The sequence below is a fragment of the Streptomyces sp. NPDC005799 genome (assembly GCF_040630525.1).
Taxonomy (GTDB): Bacteria; Actinomycetota; Actinomycetes; order Streptomycetales; family Streptomycetaceae; genus Streptomyces; species Streptomyces griseorubiginosus_B.
In genome coordinates, this window is record NZ_JBEXXQ010000047.1 from 1 (window position 1) to 21166 (window position 21166).

Below are 21166 nucleotides of genomic sequence, written 5' to 3' on the forward strand. Positions count from 1 at the left end.
GGCGCGTGGACGGGCTCGACCAGCGGATTCAGGAACTCCTGCGCTGCCAGGTGAGGGAGAGAGCCCGGCGATTAGAGGCCCCGGCCCGCACCCCGCCTCCCCGGCACCACCGCCCATCCGGCACCACCGCCCAACCGCCGCCAGTGCACACCCGGCACCCGGCCACACCGCCACCCGTACAGCCGGCACCCCCGGCACCACCGCACCCGTACACCCGGCACCACCGCCACAGGTACACCCGGCACCCCCGGCACCGGCACACCCCCAACCACCGCCACCCCCCACCACCGACTCATCCACCGAGGAGAACCGTTGAGCAGCCATCGAAAAGCACGACCTACCCGCAACCCCCTCACCCGTCGGGCCCTCGGCATAGGGCTGTTCGCGGCCGGTGTCGCGGGGGCCGCGACCGCCGTGCCGGCGCAGGCCGCGGGCGGGGTGTCGCACGCCGCGTTCGCGTCGGACCATGTGTTCACGCACGCCGACCGGGCCCACCACACCCAGGCCCGGGACTCGTTCACGGTGCGCCAGTTCGGCACGGTGAACGCCGCCGCCGCCCGTAACCAGGCCAACGCGGTCTCGGCGGGCTGCTCGGCGGACGACGCCTGCCGTTCCGTCGCGCTGTCGTTCCAGATCGTCACGATGGCGGGCGAGCACACGCACCTCAACGCCGTGAACCTCAGCGACGCGGCCAACAAGAAGTGCACCGGCTGCCAGACCCTGGCCGGGGCCTACCAGTTCGTCGTCTCCACGCCGACCGCGTTCAGCCTGAACGCCGACACCCAGCACAAGCTCGCCGACATCCACCAGCGGCTGGACGAGCTGACCCGCTCCTCGCTGCCCGCGGCCGACCTCAAGACCCGGGTCGACGGCCTGGCCGGCGAGGTCACCGCCGTACTGCGCGACGCCGTGGCGAACGCCCCCAAGGGCGATGTGAAGCCCGACGTCACCCTCCACCGTCACCTCGACGGCTGGCCCCCGGCGCACTGATCCCGGCGGCCCCGTGCCGACCGCCGTGCCCGTCTCCCACGGCACGGCGGTCGGCCATTGACATCCCCCGGAGGCGGGCGCAGACTCACATCCCAGAAGCTGGTGAAGTAAATTTCACTCAGCGAACAAATGGCGAACAAGACGACCAAGGGATGCGGGATGCGTACCACCGTCGGCATCATCGGCGCCGGCCCGGCCGGCCTCCTCCTCGCCCGGCTGCTGCACAACGCCGGGATCGACTCCGTCGTGCTGGAGAGCCGCGACCGGGCCTACGTCGAGCACCGCCAGCGCGCCGGGATCCTGGAGCAGGGCACGGTGGACGTGCTGCGCGCGGCCGGCGCCGGCGAGCGCATGGACCGGGAGGGCCTCCCGCACGACGGCATCGAACTGCGCTACGACAAGAAGCGCCACCGCGTCGACTTCCCCGCCCTCACCGGCGGCCGGTCCGTGATGGTGTACGCCCAGACCGAGGTCTGCAAGGACCTCATCGCCCTCCAGCTCAAGGAGGGCGGCCCGCTGCTGTTCGAGGCGGAGGCCCTCGCCGTCGAGGGCGCGGACACCGACAGCCCGTCCGTGCGGTTCCGGCACGAGGGGCGGGAGGACGTGCTGGAGTGCCGGTACGTCGTCGGGTGCGACGGGTTCTGGGGGGTGGCCCGGCAGGCGATTCCCGCCGAGCTCACCCGCGTGTTCGAGCGGACGTACCCCTTCGGCTGGCTGGGCATCCTCGCCGACGTCCCGCCCTCCCACGACGAGCTGGTCTACGCCCGCCACGACCGCGGCTTCGCCCTGCTGTCCATGCGCTCCCCGTCCGTCTCCCGCCTCTACCTCCAGGTGCCCACCGGCACCGACGCCGAGAGCTGGGGTGACGAGGAGATCTGGGACGAGCTGGAGCGCCGCTTCGAGACCGCGGACGACTGGCGCCTGGAGCGCGGCCCGATCACCCAGAAGTCCGTCACCCCGATGCGCTCCTACGTCCACGAGCCGATGCGGTACGGCAGCCTCTTTTTGGCCGGCGACGCGGCGCACATCGTCCCGCCGACCGGCGCCAAGGGCCTCAACCTGGCCGTCGGCGACGTGGTGACCTTCGCGCGGGCGCTGTCGCACGAGAAGGAGACCGGCTCGGCCGAGCTGCTCGACGCCTACTCGCAGACCTGTCTGCGCCGGGTCTGGCAGGCCGAGCGGTTCTCGTACGACATGACGACGATGCTGCACCCGGCCCCCGACGCCACCCCCTTCGACCATCGCCTGCAGCTCGCCCGTCTGGAGCGGGTCGCGGCCTCGCGTGCCGCCGAGGCCGACCTGGCCGAGGGCTACACGGGTTTCCCCCTGGACTGACGGCCGTGTGAACCCCCGCGGTGAGGGGAATCACGGACCCGCGTAGCGTGTTGCGCTGCACGACGAGGGAAAGATCCTCCCCAAGCACTAGGGTCAATCCTTTGCCTACCTATTACTCTTGAGCCAAGGCTGCGACGTGCGGCCATGGAGGAGTGAAATGAGGAGCAGAAACCCGGTCTTCTCGCGACGGGGGTTCAGCCGCGACAACGGCTACGCGGGCTTCAACACCGCGCCGCAGGCCGGGGGTCCCGCTGTCGGAACGCAGGCCAACCCCTACGCGGGCGGCAATCCCTACGCGCAGAACCCGTACGCCCAGCAGGACCTGCAGTACGGCGCCCCGCCCCAGGCCCCGGCCACCACCGGCCGGATGACCATGGACGACGTCGTCCTGCGCACCGCGTCCACCCTCGGCACCCTGATCGTCACGGCCGCCCTCGCCTGGGCGCTGCTGCCGGTCGACGACGCCCACATCAGCCGCTCCTACGGCATCGGTGTCGGCGCCGCGCTGATCGGCATGGTCCTGGCGCTCGTGCAGTCCTTCAAGCGCAAGGCCACGCCCGCGCTGATCCTGTCGTACGCCGCGTTCGAGGGTGTCTTCCTCGGCGTGGTCTCCAGCGTGGTCGACAACCGCATCGCGAGTGGCGCGGCCATGCAGGCGGTGATCGGCACGATGGCGGTGTTCGCCGGTGTGCTGGTGGCGTACAAGGCGGGCTGGATCCGCGTCAACCGCCGTTTCTACGGCTTCGTGATGGCGGCGGCGCTCGGCTTCGTGCTGCTGATGGTCGTGAACCTGCTGTTCGCGGTCTTCGGCGGCGGTGACGGCCTCGGCTTCCGCAGCGGCCCGCTCGGTGTCTTCTTCGGCATCGTCGGTGTGCTGCTCGGCGCCTGCTTCCTCGCCCTGGACTTCAAGCAGGTCGAGGACGGCATCGCCTACGGCGCGCCGAAGGAGGAGGCGTGGCTGGCGGCTTTCGGGCTGACGCTGACGCTGGTGTGGATCTACATGGAGTTCCTGCGGATCATCGCCATCCTCAACAGCAACGACTAGCCGTCCCGCGGCTGTCACGAAGGGCCTCCGGTGCTCTCACCGGGGGCCCTTCGGCATGTTGTGGTGCGCGCCTAGAGCAGTTTGCGCGCTGCCCTCCTCAGGTCGTATTCGTGGACGATCGCCTTCGCGTGGCCGTACGCGAGGTTGTGCTCGTGGCGGAGCCAGCTGACCTTTTCCTCGAAGCGGAAGAGGGCGGGGCCTTCTTCGACGGTGCGGATCCAGTCGGACACTTCACGACCGGTGCAGTGGGGGATGCGGGCGAGCATGTTGCGGTGGGTCTCCTCGGAGAGGACGTGGGACATCGGCGCCTCCGAACGCAAAGGGGATGTAAGCCGGTCCTTCAGGTCACGGTGCCTGAGCGTTCGCCTGTTGGCAACAGTCTGGCGGTGCCGCGTACGCTCGTTCCGTGGTTGATACGACGCCCTTGACGCGAGCCGTGGATCACTTCGCCGACCGGTTGAGGGCGGCTCCGCAGAGCCGGCTGCAGCGGGGAGCCGCCGCCGAGGCCCTGCAGCTGGCCCGGGAGTTGGCCTGCCGGGCGCAGGTCCTGGAGGACCCGGGAACGGAGCCCCGGCTGATGCCGGACGCCGGAATGTTCGCCGCCGCCGACCAAATCACCGTCGCCGTACACGACTTGGCCCTCGTGCTCAAGGACGAGGGCCAGCTGGAACAGGCGGTGGAACTGGTGGCTCAGGCGCAACAGCGCGCCGGCGTCTGATCTCCCTACGGGGACGCTGATCCCTACAGGGACGCGATGACCCGGTCCGCCAGGATGTACACGTTCTCCTCGCCGCACTCGAAGGTCAGCGTGTAGGCGCCGGAGACGCCCGAACCGCCGAGCAGGACCGGCGTCCGGCCCGCGCGCAGGGCGGCCGCCAGACGTTCGGCCGTCTCGCGGTGGCCCGGGGTCATGCACAGGGTCGTGCCGTCGGCGAAGACGTAGACGTCCAGCGTGCCCAGCGGGCCGGGGCGGACGTCGGTCAGTTCGGTGCGGGTGGCGGCCAGTTCCTCGAGGGTGGCCACCGTGCGCTCATGGTCGTTCGCCACGGGTGACTGCACCGGGACGAAGTCCGGGTGGGAGGGGTGACGGCGGCGGGCCGCGGCCAGTTCGGGGGAGTCCCCGGCGAACTCGTCGGCGTCGGCGGCCTGCTCGGTCACCGGCTCCAGCGGCTCCAGCCCCACGAAGTCGCTCTGCCGGGGGAGGTACAGCTCGCTGTCCGGCAGGCCGAGGAGCGAGGGCGCGTCGGAGCCGTCACGGGACTCCTGCGCGGCCCAGAAGGCGCGCGCCTCGGCCAGTTCGCGTTCGCGCTCCTCGGCGAGCGCCTCGGCGACGGCGGCGCGTATCTCGTCGGCCTCCGTCGACAGACGGGCGGCGGGCACGAGACCGTGCGGGGCGTGCTGCTCGGCGAGCTGGGTGTGCAGGGCGGCGACCTCACGTCGCAGCACCATGAGGGTGCGCAGGACGGCGACGCCCACGGCGCCCGTGGCGGCCGTGATGAGCAGCAAGGCGATCGGCATGGCGCTCACTGACGTACTCCCGGTTCAAAGTCGACCCCCGACTTCCTACATCAGCTTGAAGGGCGGACTGACCAGCTGTCAGTGCGTAACGTCACGAACCGGACAGGACTTTGGGTCCCAGAAGGGTTGTCGTACCCGCACTGAGCTGCGTGAATCCCCCCGCTAAGGGAGATAGGTCACATCCTGGGGGAGATTGGATCACAAAACGGCCCGGAGGCCGGTGGTGTTCCGGACTCCGGGCCAGAGGCTCACCATTGGTGCCTCAGTGGTTACTCAGCGGGTTCAGCTCAGGCGCTCGATGACCATCGCCATGCCCTGGCCGCCGCCGACGCACATCGTCTCCAGACCGAACTGCTTGTCGTGGAACTGCAGGGAGTTGATGAGGGTCCCGGTGATGCGGGCGCCGGTCATGCCGAAGGGGTGGCCGACGGCGATCGCGCCGCCGTTGACGTTCAGCTTCTCCAGCGGGATGCCCAGGTCGCGGTAGGAGGGGATCACCTGGGCGGCGAACGCCTCGTTGATCTCGACCAGGTCGATGTCGTCGATGGTGAGGCCGGCCAGGCGCAGGGCCCGCTGCGAGGCCTCCACCGGGCCGAGACCCATGATCTCCGGGGACAGGCCCGAGACGCCGGTCGACACGATGCGGGCGAGCGGGGTCAGGCCCAGCTCACGGGCCTTGGTGTCGCTCATGATGACCACGGCCGCGGCGCCGTCGTTCAGCGGGCAGCAGTTGCCGGCGGTGACCAGGCCGTCGGGGCGGAAGACCGGCTTGAGGCCGGAGACGCCCTCCAGGGTCACGCCGGGGCGCGGGCCGTCGTCCTTGCTGACCACCGTGCCGTCGGGCAGCGTGACCGGCGTGATCTCGCGCTCCCAGAAGCCGTTCTTGATGGCCTCCTCGGCGAGGTTCTGTGAGCGGACGCCGAACTCGTCCATGTCCTCGCGGGTCACGCCCTTCCAGCGCGCCAGGTTCTCGGCGGTCTGGCCCATCGCGATGTACGGGTCGGGGAGCAGGCCGTCCTCGCGCGGGTCGTGCCAGGTGGAGCCCTCGGAGGCGGCCGTGGCGTCGGTGCGGGCCTCGGCGTCGGCGAAGAGGGGGTTGCGTCCGCTCGGCATGTCGGAACTGCCGTTGGCGTAGCGGGAGACCATCTCGACACCGGCCGAGATGAAGACGTCGCCCTCGCCGGCCTTGATGGCGTGCAGGGCCATACGGCTGGTCTGCAGCGAGGAGGAACAGTAACGGGTGATGGTGCAGCCCGGCAGGTGGTCCATGCCCATCTGCACGGCGACGATCCGGCCGAGGTTGTGGCCCTGCTCGCCACCCGGCAGGCCACAGCCGAGCATCAGGTCGTCGATGTCCTTCGGGTCCAGCTCGGGGACCTTCGCCAGAGCGGCCTGGATGATCGTGGCGGTGAGGTCGTCCGGGCGCAGATCCTTGAGCGAGCCCTTGACGGCACGGCCGATCGGGGAGCGGGCGGTCGAGACGATGACTGCTTCGGGCATGACGGCTCCAGACAGGAAGAGGTGGCGCGCAGCGCCTCGTTGAGGGGTGGTGGTCGGGCGACGGGCGGGCGTACGAGACGGTCGGGGCTGCTTGGGAAGTTACCCGTACGTATGGTCAGGGTCACGTCTGTCGCGGTGTGACCCTGACCGCAATTTTCTAAGCGCTTGCTTTGTCGCTCAGGGGGCCGGCTGCGTCGAGGAGACGGAACTCTGCTGCGGCGCCGGCTCGTGCACCCGCCGCCTGCGCCTGCGCTTGAGCAGCGCCCACGGCCCGCGCGGACCCGTCGGCATCGCCGCCGTGACCTCGGTGCCCGGCTCGGACGCCGCTTCCGCCGCCGCCCTCGCCACGGGCAGGAAGCCCTCCCGCCGCGACACGTCCGGACGCTCCTCCTCGGCCGGCCACAGGCCGAGCGCCGCGCACACCGTCGGCAGGACGGCCATCGCCGCCGTCGCGTAGCCCTCGGCGGAGGGGTGGTAGTTGTCCGGGCCGAACAGTTCGCGGGGGTTGGCCTCGAACTCGGGGCCCAGCAGGTCGCCCAGGGACACGGTGCGGCCGCCCTGTTCGACGGTTCCGATCGTCTGGGCGGCCGCCAGCTGGCGGGAGGCGCGGCGGGCCAGCCAGCGCAGCGGCTGCTGCACCCGCTCCACCGTGCCCAGGTCCGGACAGGTGCCGACCACCACCTCCGCGCCGGCCGTGCGCAGCCGCCGTACCGCCGCCGAGAGATGGCGGACGGAACGGGTCGGGGGCATGCGGTGCGTGACGTCGTTCGCGCCGATCATGATCACGCAGACGTCCGGGACCAGGGCGGGGTTGGCGAGGACCAGGGCCACCTGGCGGTCCAGGTCGTCGGAGGTCGCCCCCGGAAGGGCCACGTTGTGGAGCTCCACCGGGCGTTCGGCCACCGCCGACAGCCCCGAGGCCAGCAGCGCGCCCGGCGTCTGGCCGGCCCGGTGCACGCCCTGTCCCGCGGCCGTGGAGTCGCCGAGCATCGTCAGCCGCAGGGGAGCTTCGTCGGGCACGGTGTAGGCGGTGCCGTACAGGCCGTCCGCCACCGGCACCCGGCCGCTGCTGCCGTTGCCCACATGGCGCTTGGCCAGCTGGACCTCCGCCAGCAGCAGTCCCATGGCGGCCGCACCGGCCAGCCCGATCCCGCCGCCGCCGTATGCGGCACCGGCCGCGATCCGCCGGGCCACCCGTGCCCTCGACATGCTCGTCATACCTCGCCGCCACCTCCTTCGTTGCCGTACATCCACTCCTTGCCCCGTACCGACCGTTCGCCAATCTCAACGGGGAGTGAACGACCGCCGTGGGCGGACGACAGGGCCTACGCTGGCGGAACCACTAGGACCACTTTCTTTTGCAAGCAACCGGAGACAACGGTGCAATTCCACGACTCGATGATCAGCCTCGTCGGCAACACCCCGCTGGTGAGGCTCAACAGCGTGACCAAGGGCATCAAGGCGACCGTCCTGGCCAAGGTCGAGTACTTCAACCCGGGCGGCTCCGTGAAGGACCGCATCGCCCTGCGCATGATCGAGGCGGCCGAGGAGAGCGGGGCGCTCAAGCCCGGCGGGACGATCGTGGAACCGACCAGCGGGAACACCGGGGTGGGGCTCGCCATCGTGGCGCAGCAGAAGGGGTACAAGTGCATCTTCGTGTGCCCCGACAAGGTGAGCACCGACAAGATCAACGTGCTGCGGGCGTACGGGGCCGAGGTCGTGGTCTGCCCCACGGCCGTCGACCCGGAGCACCCGGACTCGTACTACAACGTCTCCGACCGGCTGGTGCGCGAGACGCCGGGCGCGTGGAAGCCCGACCAGTACTCCAACCCCAACAACCCGCTCTCCCACTACCACTCGACCGGCCCCGAGCTGTGGGAGCAGACGGAGGGGAGGATCACCCATTTCGTGGCGGGCGTGGGGACCGGAGGCACCATCTCCGGCACCGGCCGCTATCTGAAGGACGTCAGCGACGGCAAGGTGAAGGTGATCGGCGCCGACCCCGAGGGTTCGGTGTACTCCGGCGGCTCCGGGCGCCCGTACCTGGTCGAGGGCGTCGGTGAGGACTTCTGGCCCACCGCCTACGACCGGACGGTCGCCGACGAGATCGTCCCGGTCTCCGACAAGGACTCCTTCCAGATGACCCGCCGGCTCGCCAAGGAGGAGGGGCTGCTGGTCGGCGGCTCCTGCGGGATGGCGGTCGTCGCGGCGCTGGAGGTCGCGCGGCGCCTCACGGAGGACGACGTGGTGGTCGTCCTGCTGCCGGACAGCGGGCGCGGGTACCTGAGCAAGATCTTCAACGACGAGTGGATGGCGGACTACGGCTTCCTCGAGGACGAGGGTCCCAGCGCCCGCGTCGCGGACGTGCTCAGCGACAAGGAGCACGGCGCCATCCCCTCGCTCGTCCACATGCACCCGGACGAGACCGTCGGCCAGGCCATCGAGGTCCTGCGCGAGTACGGCGTCTCGCAGATGCCGATCGTGAAGCCGGGGGCCGGTCACCCGGACGTCATGGCCGCCGAGGTCGTCGGCTCGGTCGTGGAGCGGGAGCTGCTGGACGCGCTGTTCGCCAAGCGGGCCTCGCTGGAGGACCCGCTGGAGAAGCACATGTCGGCCCCGCTGCCCCAGGTGGGCTCCGGCGAGCCGGTCGCCGACCTGATGACCGTGCTCGGCGCGGCGGACGCGGCGATCGTCCTGGTCGAGGGAAAGCCGACCGGGGTGATCAGCCGGCAGGACCTGCTGCACTTCCTGGCCAAGGGCGGAAAGTGACGGCGAACGTCCGGTGAACGGAGCCTCACCACGGCGAACTTGCGGTTGCCTACCGAAGTGGTGGACTTCGCGGAAGTGGTACGAGCGTGTCACGTGCACGCAGCACACGCTTAACACGGCTCCGGCACATTAGTGGGTGTCGGCAGGGCGGGAGCGGCTCCCCGCCCCAGCCGGCGCCGAACGTCCAAGGACCTCCGGAGCGGCTCCCGGACCTCCATGGACGCCGGACGCGAGACCCGGCCCTGACCCGGTCAGCGTCCTTCGCGGGGACCGCCGTCGTCCCGCCCCCCGGCAACGGGGGTGCGGCGGTCCCCGCGCATTACTTTGCGCCTGAACCGGCGCCGCTCTCGCGGACGTGGTTGCTCGCCGTCGGGGTTCCTCAATTGATGGTGGCGGCCGTCGTCGCATGACAAACAGCAGTCACTCTTCCCAGCGGTCCTCGTCCTTGTCGCGCTTACGGCGACCGCCGAACAGGCTCGGGTTGACGCGGGCCGCCGAGAAGGCGTTGACGCCGACGATCCCCGCCCAGGCGACCAGCAGGCCGGGCAGGTGTGCGATGCCGCCGCCGATCGCGGACAGCGGGATCGCCAGGACCAGCGAGACGATGCCGAAGCCGAAGCGCTCGCCCCAGGAGTCGGTGGGCTTCGGCGCCCGCGCCCCCCGGGCCACCACCATCTGCTGCTCGGCCATCTGCCGCCGCACCCGGCGCTCCACCGCTCCGTCGATACGCTGGTCGACCTTCTCAAGGAACGAGTCGACCAGCGCGGACTCGTACTCCTCACCCAGTTCCCTGCGGGCCTGCAGAGTGGCGTTGAGCTCCTTCTTGAGCTCGGCGTCCCGCGCGTCCATGCTCGTCTCCATTCCCGTCATGACAATCCACGGTAAGGAGCCGCGCCGCCGGCCGCACTGGGGTTAGCCCCCCTGTTCGGGCTGGGGATCAGACCAGCCCGTGCTGCTTGGCGTAGGCGTTGGCCACGTCCTCGGGGTCCTTCTTGTCGTTGTCGACCTGGCTGTTGAGCTGGGTGAGCTGCTCGGTGGTGAGGATGTTGCCGAGCTTGGCCAGGGCCTTGCGGACCGTGTCGTCGGACTTGCGGTCGGCGATGAGCGGGACGATGTGCTGGCTGGGGATCAGGTTCTTCGGGTCGGCGAGCACCACCCAGCCGTTGGCGGCGATGTCGGTGTCGGTGGTGAAGAGGTTCGCCACGTCGACGTCCCCCTTCTTCAGGGCGCCCTTGACCAGCGGACCGTCGGAGTCCAGCGACTTGAACTCCTTGAACTCCACGCCGTAGAAGTCGTTCAGGCCCACCGCCCCCACCCGGCGCTTCTTCACCTCGGGCGCGGCGCCGATGACCAGCCTGCCGTTCTGCTTGGCCAGGTCGGCGAGGGTGGTCAGGCCGTATTTACGGGCGGTGGCCCGGGTGACGACGAAGCAGTCCGAGTCGGCCGCCTGTCCGTAGGGGAGCACCTGGAGGCCGGCGGGCAGCGCGAGGGTGAGCGCGTTCTGCATGGTGCCGGGCTCCGAGGAGTTGTCCTTCGGTGCGAGGTAGTTCAGGAGGGCGCCCTGGTACTCGGGCAGCAGGTCGATGTCGCCCGCCTTCAGCGCGGGGATCACGATCTCCCGAGTGCCGAGGTTGGGGCGGACCTTGACCTTGACGCCCGCGGCCTTCAGGACGGCCGCGTAGAGGTAGCCGAGGACCTGGTTCTCGGTGAAGTTGGCGGTGCCGATGGTGATGCCGCTCTTGCTGGAGCCACCGCCGCCGGACGTGGAGCCCTGGCTGTCGAGCGAGGTGATGCCGCTCGCGCAGGCGGACAGGGCGGGGACGGACGCGGCCGCGAACAGGCCGCCGAGGAGGGTGCGTCGGTTCATGGTCGGATTTCCCTAGGCGGTGCGGTGGCGGAAGAGGAAGCGCTGCAGGCCCGACAGGGCCAGGTCGAGGACGACGGCGACCACGGCGACCAGCACCGCGCCGCCCAGCACCTGTACGAGGTCGCGCTGGGCGAGGCCGTCGAAGACGTAGCGGCCGAGGCCGCCGAAGGAGACGTACGCGGCGATGGTGGCCGTGGCGACGACCTGGATGAGGGCGAGCCGCAGACCGGTCATGATCAGGGGGAGCGCGAGGGGCAGCTCGACCTGGAACAGGACCTGGTGGCCCCGCATGCCCTGCCCGCGCGCCGCGTCCTTCACGTCCGGGTCCACAGCGGTCATCCCGGCGTAGGTGTTGGTGACGATCGCCGGGACCGCGAGGGCGACCAGGGCGACGTACACCGGCAGCATCGACAGCCCGCCCGCCAGGAAGACCAGCACGACCAGGCCGACGGTCGGCAGCGCGCGGCCGAAGGACGCGAGGTTGATCGCGACGAAGGCGCCCTTGCCGGTGTGGCCGATGAGCAGGCCGAGCGGGAGGCCGATCGCGGCGGCGATGAGGGTCGCGAGCAGCGAGTACTGGAGGTGCTCGGCGAGGCGGTGGGCGATGCCGTCGTTGCCGGACCAGCTCGCGCCGCTCGTCAGCCATGTGCCGAGGTTCTTGAAGAGCTCGTACATCTCAGGCCCGCCTCCTGCGCCACGGGGTCAGCACGTACTGGAGCGCCACCAGCAGGGCGTCCGCGACCACGGCGAGCAGGATGGTGAGGACCACGCCCACGATCACCGGGGTCGGGAAGTCGCGCTGGAAGCCGTCGGTGAAGAGCTGGCCGAGGCCGCCGTCGCCGATGTAGGTGGCGACCGAGACCAGCGAGATCGACATGACCGTGGCGATGCGGACACCCGCCATGATCACGGGGAGGGCGAGCGGGAACTCGACCGTGAGGAGCGTGCGCAGGGGTCGCGTGCCCATGGCCTTCGCCGCCTCCTTGGTCTTCGCGGGGACCGAGTCGAGGCCCTCGACGGTGTTCCGCAGCAGCACGACCAGGGTGTACACGGTCAGGCCGATGACGGTGGTGGTGCGGGTCAGTCCGCTGACCGGCAGCAGCAGCACGAAGATCGCGATCGACGGGATCGTGAAGAGGACGTTCGAGACGCCGAGCAGGAAGCCGCGCAGCGGGCGGATCCGGTGGGCGATCACCGCGAGCGGCAGCGAGATGAGCACGCCGAAGAAGACGGCGGTCATGGCGGCCTGGAGGTGGGAGAGCGTGAGGGAGGTCAGGTCGTCGGTGTGGTCGCCGATCCACGACCAGTCGATGGTCATGCGGCCACCCGCGCTTCCGTGTGCGCCCGGCCCGCGTGCTCGTGGATGTCGTCGCGGGAGGAGACCCCGGTGAGGACGCCGTCCGCGTCGACGCGGGCGACCAGGCCGGTGGGGGAGGCGAGCGACTCGTCGAGCGCGGACAGCAGCGAGTCGGTGTCGCGCAGCGGCCGTACGGGGAGTTCGGCCTCCTTCGACGCCCAGTGCCGGGGCCTGCGCTGCTCGTCGAGGACGAGGGTCCAGGTGCCGCCCTCCGGCGCCGGGCCCTGCGGGACGTTGGCGAGGGTCTTCAGCGACAGCAGCTTCAGACCGCGCTCGGCGCCGAGGAAGCCGGCCACGAAGTCGTCGGCGGGGCGGGCGAGAAGCTCGGCGGGGGTGGCGCACTGGACCAGGTGGCCCCCGGTGCGGAAGATCGCGATCTGGTCGCCGAGGCGTACGGCCTCGTCCACGTCGTGGGTGACGAAGACGATGGTCTTGCTCAACTCCTTCTGCAGCCGCAGCAGTTCGTCCTGGAGCTGGGTGCGCACCACCGGGTCGACGGCGCCGAAGGGCTCGTCCATGAGCAGGACCGGCGGGTCGGCGGCCAGGGCGCGGGCGACGCCGACGCGCTGCTGCTGGCCGCCGGAGAGCTGGTGCGGGTAGCGCTTGCCGGCGTCGGCGGCCAGACCCACGGTCTCCAGCAGCTCCGCGGCGCGGGCGCGGGCCTTCTTCCGGTTCCAGCCGAGCAGGAGCGGCACGGTGGCGACGTTGTCCAGCACCGTGCGGTGCGGGAAGAGGCCCGCCTGCTGGATGACGTACCCGATGGAGCGCCGCAGCTCGGCGGCGTCCTGCCGGGTCACGTCCTTGCCGCCGACCCGGATGGTGCCCGAGGTCGGCTCTATCATCCGGTTGATCATCCGAAGGGTGGTCGTCTTGCCGCAACCGGAAGATCCGACGAGGACGGTCACGCCGCCTTCCGGCATCTCCAGGGAGAGGTCGTGTACTGCTGTCGTGCCGTTGGGGAAGCGCTTGTGCACCGCGTCGAACTGGATCATGAGTTGTCCCTTGCCCGGCTGCATAACGTCATGCAGAGTTCTTCGTAGCTGAATAGCTTGTCAACGGTTTGGCGTTAATCCGAGGTAACGGATGACCGCACAGCAAGATCAGGTGTCCGGATTGGGAAGGATTTGGGCTTGATGTCGTCTCGGATCGTGGACACGCCGGAAGCCGTGCACACGGGGCTCGTGGTCCTCGACGGGATCGGGCTGGGCGTCGCGGACGTCGTGCGCCTCGCCGACGGCACCGCGCGGCCGGTGCCCGGGACCGACGCGATGAAGCGGGTGACCGAGTCCTGGGACGCGGCCCGGCAGATCGCCGCGACCGGTCGCGTCTACGGCCGCTCGACCGGCGTCGGCGCCAACCGGAACGAGGACGTGCCCACCGAGGCGGCCGCCGAACACGGCCTGAGGCTGCTGCGCAGCCACGCCGGCGCGATCGGCGACGAACTGCCCTCCCGGCAGGTGCGCGCCATGCTCGCCGTACGGGCCAACCAGCTGCTCGCCGGCGGGGCGGGCCTGCGCCCGACGGTGGTGACGGCGCTGTGCGAGGCGCTGGAGAACGGGGTCCACCCGGTCGTCAACGAGTTCGGCTCGGTCGGCACCGGGGACATCGCGGCCCTGGCACAGGTCGGACTGGCGCTCGCGGGAGAGCATCCGTGGCGGGAGCCGGGCGCCCCCGTGGGCGGTGCGGCCGGCGTTCCGGGGTCGGGGGCGGCGGGCGCTCTGGGGTCGGGTGCGGCGGGCGCTCTGGGGTCGGGCGCGGCTGGCATTCCGGGGTCGGGTGCGGCCGGTGCTCCGGGGTCCGGTGCGGCCGGCGTTCCGGGGGCGGGTGCGGCGGGCGCTCTGGGGTCGGGTGCGGCCGGTGCTCTGGGGGCCGGTTCGGCAGGCGTTCTGGGGGCCGGTGCGGCTGGCATTCCGGGGTCGGGTGCGGCGGGCGGTCTGGGGTCGGGTGCGGCGGGCGGTCTGGGGTCGGGCGCGGCCGACAGTCCGGGGTTGGGTTCGGCGGGCGGTCTGGGGTCGGGCGCGGCCGACAGTCCGGGGTTGGGTTCGGCAGGCGTTCTGGGGGCCGGTGTGGCTGGTGCTCCAGGGTCCGGTGCGGCGGGCGTTCTGGGGGCCGGTTCGGCGGGCGGTCCAGGGGCCGGTGTGGCTGGTGCTCCGGGGTCCGGTGCGGCGGGCGGTCCGGGGTCCCATGTGGGTGCTGCTCCGGGGGCCGAGGTGGCCGGTGTTCCGGGGGCCGGTGCGGCCGCCGCTCCCGGGTCCAGGGTGGGCGGCGCTCCCGAGGCCCAACCCCTCGACAACAACGACGCGTTGGCCTTCATCAGCAGTAACGCCCTCACCCTCGGGCAGTCGGCGCTCGCCCTGTACGAACTGCGCGGGCTGATCGAGGCGACCCAGGTCGTCGCCGCGTTGTCGCTGCTCGCCGTCGACGGCTCGCACGAGGCGTACGCCGCCCCCGTGCACGCCGCCCGCCCGCACCGGGGGAGCGCCCGGGTCGCCGCGCGGATGCGGGAGCTGATCGGCGCCGCCGACCGGCCCAACCCGCCGCTCGGCCGGATCCAGGACCCCTACGGCTTCCGCTGCCTGCCGCAGATCCACGGCCCGGCGCACGACGCCGCCGACGCCTTGGAGGAGGTGCTGGCGATAGAGATCAACGCTGCTGCCGAGAACCCCCTCATCTCGCCCGAGGACATGGCCGCCTACCACCACGGCGGCTTCTACCAGGCCCAACTCGCCCTCGCCCTGGACCACTTCCGGCTGGCCCTGACCCAGGTGGCCCGTCTGTCGACCTCCCGGCTGTCCACCCTCAACGAGCCCGCCTACACCCGGCTGCGCCCCTTCCTCGCCGACCACGAGCCGGCCTCCTCCGGTGTGATGATCCTCGAGTACGCCGCCGGGGCCGCTCTCGGCGATCTGCGCGCGTTCTCCGCTCCCGCCTCGCTCGGGCACGCTGTACTCTCCCGGGGCGTCGAGGAACAGGCCAGCTTCGCCTCGCTCGCCGCACGTCAGACCGGGCGCGCCTGCCGCGCGTACCGGCTCGTCGTCGGCTGCGAACTCGTCGCCGCCGTACGGGCGCTGCGCCAGCGCGACCTCAGGCCCGAGCCGGACCTTCCGGTGGGCCGAGCGTTCCGGCTCGCCGAGTCCGTACTGCAGGAGGACCAGGCCGACCGGCCGCTCACGGACGACGTGACGGCGGCGGCCGCACTGCTCGACCGGTTCACGGAGATCTGGAGGGGGAGCGAGTGATGGGCGCGGAGAGGGAGACGGGTGTGACGGACAGTCCCGCGGGGCGACTGCAGGCGCTCTTCGAGGGGCACCGTCTGACGCCGACCCAGCGGCGCATCGCGCACAGCATGGTGCGGCGGGCGGCCGATGTGCCGTTCCTGTCCAGCGTGGAGCTGGCCGAACTGGCCGGGGTCAGCCAGCCGTCCGTGACGCGTTTCGCCGTCGCCCTCGGCTTCGACGGCTACCCGGCCCTGCGCAAGCACCTGCGCGAGGTCGCGCCCGCCGAGCCGACGGACCGGCCCGGTTCCTACAACGAGTACCAGCAGGCCGTCGAGGCCGAGATCGAGAACCTCAGGCACCTCGCCGACCTGCTCGCCGACCCGCGGCCCGTGCAGCGGGCCGGGCGGCTGCTGGCCGCCTCGCGTCCCCTCCCCGTCCTGGGCCTGCGCGCCGCCGCCTCCCAGGCCTACGGCTTCGCGTACTTCGCCGCCAAGGTCCACCCGGACGTCCGGTTGCTCAACGAGGGCGGCACGATGATCCAGGACCGCATCGAGGCCGCCGTGCTGGCCGGAGCGAGCGCCCTGCTGTGCTTCGCGCTGCCCCGGCATCCGCGCGAGGTGGTCGACAGCCTCGCCTTCGCCAAGGAGGCCGGGCTGACGGTGGTGACCGTGGCCGACTCCGCCTTCGCGCCGGTCGCCAAGGTCTCCGACCTCCTGCTGCCCGCCGCCGTCGGCACCGGCCTCGCCTTCGACACCGCCTGCGCGCCCATGCTGCTCGGCCGGGTGCTGCTGGAGGCCATGTGCGACGACCTGCCCGACGCCCAGTCCCGCCTGGAGGAGTTCGACGCCCGGGCGGCGGCGCGGGGCCTGTTCGTGGAGTAGGAGCGCGTTTTCACAGTCGTCTCAGATTCGCTCGTTAGCCTTCGGCCCCACAGGACTGTGCCAGGACGACGAGGAGGCGGAACGTGGCACGCGGAGGTCTGGGACTGGCTCGGGTGGCTGTCGTCGTACGGGCCGGGGCCGCGCCGCTGTGGTGGGCCGGGGTGTTCGCGGCCGGTGTCGGGGTGCTGCTGCCGGGCGTCACGGGGCGGCGGATCGGGGTGATGGCCGGGGCGGCGCTGTTCCTCGTCGCGGCGGCCGTGATGTCGTACACCCGCCGCAGGCGCTACGTGGCCCTCGCCCGCTCGGCGGTCCGCGCCGGCAAGCACGACGTGCTGCAGGACCGGGCGGTGAGTGTGCGCACCTGGCGGCGCGGGCACCGCTGGTGGCTGCTGCTGGCGTTCGTGGTGGCGCTGGCCGCCTCGTTCGTCGTGCCGACCGCGGGCGGCATGCTGCTCGCCGGTGCCGGCACCGGGCTGCGGCTGAAGGCGGCCTGGCTGGGGCGGCGCGAGCGGGCCGAGGACGCGCTGCTGTGGGTCCGTGTCGACTGGCTCGCCGGCAACGGCGGCCGCCCGGCCGGCAAGGCGGTCAAGGCCTACCGCAGCACGGGCATCGCGGCCGGCGACGCGGCCCCGGGCGGGGCGCGTCGCCGCACCGCGGCGCTCGTCTAGCCGGATCGGCGGGGGAGGGTCAGACCTCCAGGTCCTCCTCGATCTTCCGCAGCTGGTGGCGGGCCATCGCCAGGTTGGCCCGCTTGGCGTCCAGGACCAGGTAGATGAACAGGCCGTTGCCGCCCCGGCCGCTGATCAGGCGGATCAGGTGGTACTGGTCGGACAGCGTGATCAGGATGTCCTCGATCTGGCCCTTCAGGCCCAGGTGCTCCATCGTGCGCATCTTGGCGCGGACGACGTCGGTGTTGCCGGCGGCGGCCACGTTCAGGTCGAAGGTCTTGCCGCCGCCCAGCGTGCCGAGCGCCATGCCGCTGGTGTAGTCGACGAGCGCGACGCCGGTCGCGCCCTCGATGGAGGCGAGGCACTCTTTCAGCGTGGTCTCGGTGTTGGCCATGGTTGTGATTCCTCGTTCCCTTGTCTTCTCGACTGTGTCGACCATTCGGGTCGACTATTCGGTGGTGCGCGCGTTGGTCGTGGTGCGTGCCGCGCGCGGGGTTCTGGTTCGTGCGGCCGCCGTCCTGGCGGCCGGTTTGGCCGGCTGCTTGGCCGGTGCGGCCCGGTTCGCCGCCGCCGTACGGCTGTCGAGGAGCTCGGCGACCCGGGCCGCCGCCCGGCGCCCCTCCAGCAGCAGCCGGCCCACGTTCACCCGGTCCTGGGCGAGCAGGGTCAGTACGGCCGTGGGGGCGCCGCCCGCCGCGAAGGTCGCCGCGTAGCCGTACACGCCGCGCACCAGCAGCTCGCGGAACTCCCCCTGGCCCGTGGCGTCCGCGAGCTCGGATGCGGCCGCGTGCGCCTGGACGGTGAGCGCGGCCGTGGCCCTGGGGTCGACGCCCGGGGTGTCCTGGGCGAGGACGGCTCCGTCGGGGCCGGTCGCGAGCGCGCCGGTGAGCTGCGGGACCCGGGCCCTCAGCCGGCGCAGCTCGTCCAGGATGTGGGGGTCGGCGGCCATCCGGTGACTCCTCTCAAAGGGCCTCCAGCGCATCTCTGAGCCTCTTCAGCAAGGTGATGTGGGGATCGGGCGGCAGCGGTTCGGCGGGGACGGGCGGTGCGTAGCCGTCCGCACCGGCCGGGTCCGGCCGGTGCGGCTGCCCACGGCCCTGCGGTGGCCGGCCCCGGCCGGGCAGTTGGGCGTGGCCCGTCGGGGGCTGGTCGGGGGGTGGCGGCGGCTGCCCGCGGTCCGAGGCGTCGCGGGTGCCGCCCGGCGGTGGCTGGACGCGAGCCGGGGCGGCGGTGGTCACGACCCCGGCCGCCGTCAGCCGCCGCACGTCCACCAGGGTGTGGAAGGCCAGGTGGCCCAGCGCGCGCGCTATGTCCGTGGCCGTGCGGACGCCGTCGACCAGCTCCAGGACCGCGAGCTGACGGCGGGTGAGCGCGGGCGTGCCCGGCAGGTGCGTCCGGGCCAGCGGGATGCCGTCCATGCCGGGGTGGGGCCAGATGCGGTGCAGGACGTCACGGCGGCGCAGCGTCTCGCGCTCCAGCGCCTCCACCGGCACCGGGCGGACGGAACCGAGCCAGTGGACGGGCCCGTAACGGAAGCGGGGCGGAGTGCTGCTCGGGGCCAGGACGAAGTACGCCGCGTCGTACAGCGCCGCCAGATGGCACAACTCCAGGGCGCCGAGCGGGAGATGACCGGCGTCGACCAGATGGCGGCCGACGCGGTGGTGGTCGGCGGCCTCGTTGACCGCCTGGTGCCAGGCCTCCGGGGCGAGCGTGCCGTGCGCGGTGAGCAGGGCGCCGAGCCCGGGCGCGTGCCGGCTCTCGGCCTGGACGACCAGGCCCTCGGCGAGGTGCAGCGTGCCGTGCTCGCGGACCAGGACACCGGTGGCCCGCTCGGCGGCGAGCCGGGTCAGCATCGGCGAGACCCCGCCCCAGCCCCGCGCGCCGGCGGCCGCCTTGTCCCGCACGGGCAGCCGTGGGGGTTCGGTGGTCCGGACGACCGTCATGCCAGCACCAGCCGTTCCGCCATCTCGCCCAGCCGGATACGGGCCAGCGCCAGATTGCCCTCCGCGCGCGCCAGCCACAGGTGCAGAAAGACGCTGCCGTCGAAGGACGAGCCCACGAACCTGAGCACGTGATAGCTGTCCCGGTTGCTGACGATGAGGTCCTCCACCGGCAGCTCCGTGTCGGCGGCCGCCGGTGCCTCCGGATCGTCGTCCGGTGCGAAGGCGTGCTGCTCGGCGGCCAGCCGGGCGATCTCGGCGGCCTCCGCCGCGGCCGTCTCCTGGTCACCGCCCGGGGACTCGCCCACGGTGCCCAGGGCCAGCCCGCTCGTCCAGTCGATCAGCGCGGCGCCTCGGGCACCGGGCAGTCGCATGGCTTCCAGCAGACACTCGTCGATTCCGGGCACCGCGGTTCCCCTCCCGCCTGGGGTTCGGCTGAGTGACGCCGAAACTACGCAACGTGTGCGCGACGGGTGAGCGATCGGGCATTTTCCGGTGGAACATGCTGCGGGCGGCTAAGGTAGGTCGACTGACCCTGTTTTCACACGGGTTGACCTGCATGTCCGCCGTAGCGTGTCAACGGCGGCCCGGGGTGCGCAGGGTGGTGAGCGCGCGGGCGTGCGCCCCTCCCGACTCGGCGACGATCTCGGCCGGGGTCTGCGCCTCGCGCACGACCGCGAAACCGATGCCCCCGGACCCGTCCGGAGCGAAGCCGTGAATGGCGGGCCGGGCGAGGGAGTTGTACGCGTAGTGGTGCGCGAAGTAGTACGCGCCCGTGTCCAGCGCCGCCGCGTAGTCCCCCTGCTCCAGCAGCGGCAGCGCCCGCCCCTCGGCCAGCAGGTCGCCCGCGAAGCACGCCGGTCCGGCGATGTCCTGCACCACCTGCGGCCCCTCCTTCGGTCGCCCCTTGGCGTCGTAGGCGGCGATCCGCAGCGGCCACGACCCCGGTACGTACACCGTCCGCGTCGCCACCTGCACGCCCGCGTGCGTCACCGCGACCGGCCGCCCGCCCGCGCTCTTGGCGTACTCGACGCGGGCCACCACCGTCCCGTGCTTGGCCAGCAGCGACCGCCCGAACTCGGTCACCAGCCCGTACCGCCCGTCGAACAGCCCCGGCACCGTCTCCTCCAGCAGTCGCGCGTACTGGGCGTACGTCGGCGTCGCCGCGTCCGAACCGAAGTCGACCGGCAGTCCGCCGCCGATGTCGAGGGTGTCGATCTGCCGCCGTCCCAGCCGCCGGTTGATCTCCTCCGCGAGCGCGTACGCCTCGCCCACGCCCTGCGCCATCAGCGACAGCGGGATGCCCTGGGAGCCGGTGTGCGCGTGCAGCCGCGTCAGCCACGGCCGCTCGGCGTACGCGCGCACCACCCACTCCCGCGCCCCTTCGTCGCGCAGCGCCACCCCGAACTTCGAGGTGGCCGTCGCGGTCGAGGTCGCCGCGATCGACCCGCCGCCGACCTGCGGGTTCACCCGGATGCCGAGCGGGGAACGGCTGTCGGCGGACCGCATGAGGGCGTCGATGCGGCCGAGCTCCTGCGGGTTGTCGGCGTTGACGGCGATGCCCAGCGCCAGCGCCTCGCGCAGCTCGGCCGGCGTCTTCGCGGGCGAGTCCAGGACCGTCAAGCTCGGCGGCACTCCCGCGGCCCGCGCCAGCGCCAGTTCGCCCGGGCTCGCCACCTCGGCGCCCAGGCCCTCCTCGTACAGCAGCCGCAGCACCGGCACCAGCGGGGTCGCCTTCACCGCGAAGGCGTGCAGCACGGGCGTGCCGGGCGCCACGACCGCGTCGAACGCCGCCCGCAGCTCCGCGGCCGACTCCCGGATGCCCTCGACGTCCAGCAGGCCGACGATGGGAGCGTCCGGCCCGAGCAGCCCCCGCTCCACGGCGGCCCGCACCGCCTCGTCCCGCCGTGCCGCACGCCCGGCCCCGACTTCGTCCCCGTGCCTGCCCTCCACGTCGTCCCCCGTTCTCCGTCGTCCACGTCCGTGCGGTCCCAGCCAAACACCTCCGGCGGGCCGATGCTGGCCCGCGAAGGTATTGACTAGTTCTATTCAGGAAGTCAGGATGTGAATAACCGCAG

The 21166-nt window shown here is 72.0% G+C and carries 22 protein-coding genes; 8 read left to right on the forward strand and 14 right to left on the reverse strand.

The features are described 5' to 3' along the window. The first annotated feature begins 312 nt into the window (after positions 1-312). The 3 genes from ABZ453_RS36130 (at position 313) to ABZ453_RS36140 (ending at position 3370) form a co-directional block, all read left to right on the forward strand. Positions 313-990, forward strand: a complete 678-nt coding sequence (locus tag ABZ453_RS36130; protein ID WP_359021848.1) for a hypothetical protein — start codon at positions 313-315, stop codon at positions 988-990. 159 nt (positions 991-1149) lie between these two features. Continuing rightward, complete coding sequence (locus ABZ453_RS36135; protein ID WP_359021850.1) at positions 1150-2325, forward strand: 4-hydroxybenzoate 3-monooxygenase; 1176 nt, start codon at positions 1150-1152, stop codon at positions 2323-2325. A 157-nt stretch (positions 2326-2482) separates the two neighbouring features. Next, positions 2483-3370, forward strand: coding sequence for a Bax inhibitor-1/YccA family protein (locus tag ABZ453_RS36140; RefSeq protein WP_359021852.1), 888 nt, complete (start codon positions 2483-2485; stop codon positions 3368-3370). A gap of 71 nt (positions 3371-3441) precedes the next feature. On the opposite strand, the gene ABZ453_RS36145 is transcribed toward ABZ453_RS36140, so the two are convergent. Beyond that, entirely contained in the window at positions 3442-3672 is a 231-nt protein-coding gene (locus ABZ453_RS36145; protein WP_133045944.1) for a DUF4287 domain-containing protein, read from the reverse strand. Between the two features lie 104 nt (positions 3673-3776). Between ABZ453_RS36145 and ABZ453_RS36150 the strand changes: the two genes are divergently transcribed. Then, positions 3777-4088 carry a hypothetical protein gene (locus tag ABZ453_RS36150; protein WP_359021853.1) on the forward strand — a complete coding sequence of 104 codons (312 nt, stop codon included), beginning with the start codon at positions 3777-3779 and terminating at the stop codon, positions 4086-4088. 23 nt (positions 4089-4111) lie between these two features. Here the strand turns inward: ABZ453_RS36150 and ABZ453_RS36155 are convergent, their stop codons facing one another. From ABZ453_RS36155 to ABZ453_RS36165, 3 genes are all read right to left on the reverse strand, one after another. Beyond that, positions 4112-4888, reverse strand: coding sequence for a hypothetical protein (locus ABZ453_RS36155; RefSeq protein WP_207929874.1), 777 nt, complete (start codon positions 4886-4888; stop codon positions 4112-4114). Positions 4889-5170: 282 nt separating this feature from the next. Beyond that, positions 5171-6388, reverse strand: a complete 1218-nt coding sequence (locus ABZ453_RS36160) for an acetyl-CoA C-acetyltransferase (RefSeq protein ID WP_359021855.1) — start codon at positions 6386-6388, stop codon at positions 5171-5173. Between the two features lie 177 nt (positions 6389-6565). Continuing rightward, complete coding sequence (locus tag ABZ453_RS36165; RefSeq protein WP_359021856.1) at positions 6566-7606, reverse strand: SGNH/GDSL hydrolase family protein; 1041 nt, start codon at positions 7604-7606, stop codon at positions 6566-6568. A 162-nt stretch (positions 7607-7768) separates the two neighbouring features. Here ABZ453_RS36165 and ABZ453_RS36170 point away from each other — a divergent pair, with 162 nt between their 5' ends. After that, positions 7769-9157, forward strand: coding sequence for a cystathionine beta-synthase (locus ABZ453_RS36170; RefSeq protein ID WP_359021858.1), 1389 nt, complete (start codon positions 7769-7771; stop codon positions 9155-9157). Between the two features lie 420 nt (positions 9158-9577). On the opposite strand, the gene ABZ453_RS36175 is transcribed toward ABZ453_RS36170, so the two are convergent. The 5 genes from ABZ453_RS36175 to ABZ453_RS36195 form a co-directional block, all read right to left on the reverse strand. Then, positions 9578-10006, reverse strand: a complete 429-nt coding sequence (locus ABZ453_RS36175; RefSeq protein ID WP_359021950.1) for a hypothetical protein — start codon at positions 10004-10006, stop codon at positions 9578-9580. A gap of 88 nt (positions 10007-10094) precedes the next feature. Then, positions 10095-11024 carry an ABC transporter substrate-binding protein gene (locus ABZ453_RS36180; protein ID WP_359021859.1) on the reverse strand — a complete coding sequence of 310 codons (930 nt, stop codon included), beginning with the start codon at positions 11022-11024 and terminating at the stop codon, positions 10095-10097. 12 nt (positions 11025-11036) lie between these two features. Next, entirely contained in the window at positions 11037-11699 is a 663-nt protein-coding gene (locus ABZ453_RS36185) for an ABC transporter permease (protein WP_359021861.1), read from the reverse strand. A gap of 1 nt (position 11700) precedes the next feature. Then, a complete protein-coding gene (locus ABZ453_RS36190) occupies positions 11701-12342 on the reverse strand; it encodes an ABC transporter permease (RefSeq protein ID WP_133045951.1) in 642 nt (213 codons plus the stop codon). Next, the gene (locus tag ABZ453_RS36195) at positions 12339-13373 is read right to left on the reverse strand and encodes an ATP-binding cassette domain-containing protein (protein ID WP_359021863.1); all 1035 of its coding nucleotides are present in this window, start codon (positions 13371-13373) and stop codon (positions 12339-12341) included. The genes ABZ453_RS36190 and ABZ453_RS36195 overlap by 4 nt, the downstream gene beginning before the upstream one ends. 141 nt (positions 13374-13514) lie before the next feature. Here ABZ453_RS36195 and ABZ453_RS36200 point away from each other — a divergent pair, with 141 nt between their 5' ends. From ABZ453_RS36200 to ABZ453_RS36210, 3 genes are all read left to right on the forward strand, one after another. Beyond that, the gene (locus ABZ453_RS36200; RefSeq protein ID WP_359021865.1) at positions 13515-15620 is read left to right on the forward strand and encodes an aromatic amino acid ammonia-lyase; all 2106 of its coding nucleotides are present in this window, start codon (positions 13515-13517) and stop codon (positions 15618-15620) included. After that, a complete protein-coding gene (locus tag ABZ453_RS36205) occupies positions 15620-16480 on the forward strand; it encodes a MurR/RpiR family transcriptional regulator (protein ID WP_359021866.1) in 861 nt (286 codons plus the stop codon). The genes ABZ453_RS36200 and ABZ453_RS36205 overlap by 1 nt, the downstream gene beginning before the upstream one ends. An 83-nt stretch (positions 16481-16563) precedes the next feature. Continuing rightward, positions 16564-17148: a hypothetical protein gene (locus ABZ453_RS36210; RefSeq protein ID WP_359021868.1), complete on the forward strand. Its 585-nt coding sequence runs from the start codon at positions 16564-16566 to the stop codon at positions 17146-17148. Positions 17149-17167: 19 nt separating this feature from the next. Here the strand turns inward: ABZ453_RS36210 and ABZ453_RS36215 are convergent, their stop codons facing one another. From ABZ453_RS36215 to ABZ453_RS36235, 5 genes are all read right to left on the reverse strand, one after another. Then, the gene (locus tag ABZ453_RS36215) at positions 17168-17542 is read right to left on the reverse strand and encodes a hypothetical protein (RefSeq protein ID WP_359021869.1); all 375 of its coding nucleotides are present in this window, start codon (positions 17540-17542) and stop codon (positions 17168-17170) included. A gap of 54 nt (positions 17543-17596) precedes the next feature. Further along, positions 17597-18097 carry a roadblock/LC7 domain-containing protein gene (locus ABZ453_RS36220; RefSeq protein ID WP_356768710.1) on the reverse strand — a complete coding sequence of 167 codons (501 nt, stop codon included), beginning with the start codon at positions 18095-18097 and terminating at the stop codon, positions 17597-17599. A gap of 13 nt (positions 18098-18110) precedes the next feature. Next, on the reverse strand, positions 18111-19091 hold the full coding sequence (locus ABZ453_RS36225; RefSeq protein WP_359021871.1) for a transcriptional regulator: 981 nt from the start codon (positions 19089-19091) through the stop codon (positions 18111-18113). Continuing rightward, on the reverse strand, positions 19088-19495 hold the full coding sequence (locus ABZ453_RS36230; protein WP_208781072.1) for a hypothetical protein: 408 nt from the start codon (positions 19493-19495) through the stop codon (positions 19088-19090). Before ABZ453_RS36230 ends, ABZ453_RS36225 begins: the two co-directional genes overlap by 4 nt. Positions 19496-19664: 169 nt before the next feature. Beyond that, entirely contained in the window at positions 19665-21041 is a 1377-nt protein-coding gene (locus ABZ453_RS36235) for a diaminopimelate decarboxylase (protein ID WP_359021873.1), read from the reverse strand. Positions 21042-21166 lie beyond the last annotated feature (125 nt).

What these genes read in the sequence shown, in the direction of transcription:
- ABZ453_RS36165 (WP_359021856.1), bottom strand. Translation starts at nt 7,606, where the DNA reads ATGACGAGCATGTCGAGGGCACGGGTGGCCCGGCGGATCGCGGCCGGT.
- ABZ453_RS36135 (WP_359021850.1), top strand. Translation starts at nt 1,150, where the DNA reads ATGCGTACCACCGTCGGCATCATCGGCGCCGGCCCGGCCGGCCTCCTC.
- ABZ453_RS36205 (WP_359021866.1), top strand. Translation starts at nt 15,620, where the DNA reads ATGGGCGCGGAGAGGGAGACGGGTGTGACGGACAGTCCCGCGGGGCGA.
- ABZ453_RS36195 (WP_359021863.1), bottom strand. Translation starts at nt 13,373, where the DNA reads ATGATCCAGTTCGACGCGGTGCACAAGCGCTTCCCCAACGGCACGACA.
- ABZ453_RS36180 (WP_359021859.1), bottom strand. Translation starts at nt 11,024, where the DNA reads ATGAACCGACGCACCCTCCTCGGCGGCCTGTTCGCGGCCGCGTCCGTC.
- ABZ453_RS36145 (WP_133045944.1), bottom strand. Translation starts at nt 3,672, where the DNA reads ATGTCCCACGTCCTCTCCGAGGAGACCCACCGCAACATGCTCGCCCGC.
- ABZ453_RS36220 (WP_356768710.1), bottom strand. Translation starts at nt 18,097, where the DNA reads ATGGCCGCCGACCCCCACATCCTGGACGAGCTGCGCCGGCTGAGGGCC.
- ABZ453_RS36175 (WP_359021950.1), bottom strand. Translation starts at nt 10,006, where the DNA reads ATGGACGCGCGGGACGCCGAGCTCAAGAAGGAGCTCAACGCCACTCTG.
- ABZ453_RS36215 (WP_359021869.1), bottom strand. Translation starts at nt 17,542, where the DNA reads ATGGCCAACACCGAGACCACGCTGAAAGAGTGCCTCGCCTCCATCGAG.
- ABZ453_RS36155 (WP_207929874.1), bottom strand. Translation starts at nt 4,888, where the DNA reads ATGCCGATCGCCTTGCTGCTCATCACGGCCGCCACGGGCGCCGTGGGC.
- ABZ453_RS36160 (WP_359021855.1), bottom strand. Translation starts at nt 6,388, where the DNA reads ATGCCCGAAGCAGTCATCGTCTCGACCGCCCGCTCCCCGATCGGCCGT.
- ABZ453_RS36190 (WP_133045951.1), bottom strand. Translation starts at nt 12,342, where the DNA reads ATGACCATCGACTGGTCGTGGATCGGCGACCACACCGACGACCTGACC.
- ABZ453_RS36225 (WP_359021871.1), bottom strand. Translation starts at nt 19,091, where the DNA reads ATGACGGTCGTCCGGACCACCGAACCCCCACGGCTGCCCGTGCGGGAC.
- ABZ453_RS36185 (WP_359021861.1), bottom strand. Translation starts at nt 11,699, where the DNA reads ATGTACGAGCTCTTCAAGAACCTCGGCACATGGCTGACGAGCGGCGCG.
- ABZ453_RS36140 (WP_359021852.1), top strand. Translation starts at nt 2,483, where the DNA reads ATGAGGAGCAGAAACCCGGTCTTCTCGCGACGGGGGTTCAGCCGCGAC.
- ABZ453_RS36200 (WP_359021865.1), top strand. Translation starts at nt 13,515, where the DNA reads ATGTCGTCTCGGATCGTGGACACGCCGGAAGCCGTGCACACGGGGCTC.